The 1,861-nt window shown below is 33.7% G+C and carries 3 protein-coding genes and 1 pseudogene; 2 read left to right on the forward strand and 2 right to left on the reverse strand.

Annotated features, from left to right (window positions below; translation table 11 throughout):
* A pseudogene (locus tag AC1DTM_RS24755) lies at positions 1-153 on the forward strand (Crp/Fnr family transcriptional regulator); the annotation flags it as partial.
* On the opposite strand, the gene AC1DTM_RS24760 reads toward AC1DTM_RS24755, so the two are convergent.
* The gene (locus AC1DTM_RS24760) at positions 143-814 is read right to left on the reverse strand and encodes a DUF4386 domain-containing protein (protein WP_477001125.1); all 672 of its coding nucleotides are present in this window, start codon (positions 812-814) and stop codon (positions 143-145) included. The pseudogene AC1DTM_RS24755 and the gene AC1DTM_RS24760 sit on opposite strands and share 11 nt — an antisense overlap.
* 88 nt (positions 815-902) lie before the next feature.
* Between AC1DTM_RS24760 and AC1DTM_RS24765 the strand changes: the two genes are divergently transcribed.
* Positions 903-1,298, forward strand: a complete 396-nt coding sequence (locus AC1DTM_RS24765) for a PH domain-containing protein (RefSeq protein ID WP_016104194.1) — start codon at positions 903-905, stop codon at positions 1,296-1,298.
* Positions 1,299-1,328: 30 nt separating this feature from the next.
* Here the strand turns inward: AC1DTM_RS24765 and AC1DTM_RS24770 are convergent, their stop codons facing one another.
* Positions 1,329-1,727, reverse strand: a complete 399-nt coding sequence (locus AC1DTM_RS24770; protein ID WP_002202749.1) for an Ig-like domain-containing protein — start codon at positions 1,725-1,727, stop codon at positions 1,329-1,331.
* Positions 1,728-1,861: the final 134 nt, after the last annotated feature.

Genomic DNA, 1,861 nt, shown 5'->3' on the forward strand with positions numbered 1-1,861 from the left:
TTATTTATTGCATCGACACCAGAAGAGCGCTACAAATCATTATTACAAAAACGCCCGCATTTAATTCATCGTGTTCCTCAATATCAATTGGCAAGTTATCTAGGTATTACGCCAGAATCATTAAGCAGAATTAAGAAACGACTTAAACAGTAGAGTTTTTTCCACCTCTAAGCAATAGCCATATACTAAATCCTAGTTCACCTGCGATCATCGGTAGTTGAAAGACAACGTTAAGAATGGAGATAATCGCATCATATTGTGAAAACATCGTATTCATTACGTTAATGATGGTATAGCCGACTGCAGCAATGAGCAGTAATATACTAATAGTTTTCGGTATGTTTTTAGATTGAAAGGTTACGTATCCTAAGGTGAGAAGATGTAAACCGAAAATGATTAATCCTACAGACCAAATGTATTCAAAAGCTTCTAGAAATAACATTGTATATGCTTCTGAATTAGCAACTGTACTTTTTGAAAGAAGTAATACAAATATTAAATTGAATATAGCAATTCCAAGTATAGCTGTATACATAAGACGAAGACAGGCAGCCAGTAATGAGAAGCTAGCATGGATAGGTTTTAGAAAGAAGTAAAGAGCCCACGAGGCGATAATATCTGTAATAAAAATGATAATCCAACCAAAGATTTCTGCTTTGAAAAGTGAACTTGAAGTTTGAATATTATGGAGTGTCGTGCTCACATCTCCTTGTACAACGAGATTTCCGTGAACAAAACCGTAAGAAAAAAATGCAGCGAATGCCATAATGAGAAGAGAAGTACCAGCAAATAAGGCAAACTTTCGTTCATTCATATGTCGTCCTCCTATTTCAATATTACTTTTATTTTAATAAGAGAAGGAGGGGAATTCATTAACTTAAATCAAGAGAGGAGGGAGCGTAATGGAATTTCCATCAAAAAAAGATGCGTGGTTATATCCAATCTTTTTCATTGTTTTAGGCACATGTTTCGCTCCAATTTTTGCAGGGAGAGAATACTTTCTCTTATTTTTTACAATTCCATTAGCTATACTGTTTAGTTGGAGTTGGTTTTCAACAAAATATATCGTTAAGGAAGAAATAATTATGATTACATCAGGTCCCGTTAAAAAACGTATTTTTATACGGGATATAAAACGAATTTCGAATACAAAAAATCCAATAGCGGCTTATGCGTTATCATTTGATCGACTTGAAATTGTTTACGGATCATATGAAACAGAACTTATTTCTCCAAGAAATAAAGAAGAATTTATTTTGTTGTTAAAAAGAAAAAATCCTGGAATTGAAATAAATTAAGAGAGTGGATTCGTATCCACTCTCTTTATGTTACTTTGGATTGGTCATATAAGGTTGTACGTGAACGACACATAAGTCGCGGAATTTTCCTTCAGCAGTTGTGACAATAACAACTGCTCTTCCTGCACTTTTTCCAGTAATCGTTACCGTATCACCTTTTGGATAGATTGTGATGACATCAGAATTCATATTTGTCCAAATAAGCTCTTGGTTCGTCGCTTGCATTGGCAAAACGGAAGCTGATAACTCAGTACTTTGCCCAGTTTTTATTTTTAACTTATTTTTTCCCATATGAACACCGATAACTGAAATAACAGAAGGAGCAATTGAAATTTTGGGTGGATTAGGTTGAATGTTTAAACAAGAAGCAGAAGTATTTGTGATAGGTGAAAATTTTCTTATATGTTTTTGCTGGAAAGCTGCTAACATTGGTGGAGTCCCCTTTCTGTATAGGTGTCGATACTAATAATATAAAGGAAGAATGTTATAGTAAATTTAACGAAACATAAAGAAATTGTTAAATTTGAGAAGAATATTGTCGAAATGCGGTAAAAAGAAAGCTC

This window comes from Bacillus sp. P4_D3 (assembly GCF_056401855.1).

Bases quoted from the DNA above. Each gene is read 5' to 3' on its own strand.
- AC1DTM_RS24760 (WP_477001125.1), bottom strand. From the start codon at position 814: ATGAATGAACGAAAGTTTGCCTTATTTGCTGGTACTTCTCTTCTCATT.
- AC1DTM_RS24765 (WP_016104194.1), top strand. From the start codon at position 903: ATGGAATTTCCATCAAAAAAAGATGCGTGGTTATATCCAATCTTTTTC.
- AC1DTM_RS24770 (WP_002202749.1), bottom strand. From the start codon at position 1,727: ATGTTAGCAGCTTTCCAGCAAAAACATATAAGAAAATTTTCACCTATC.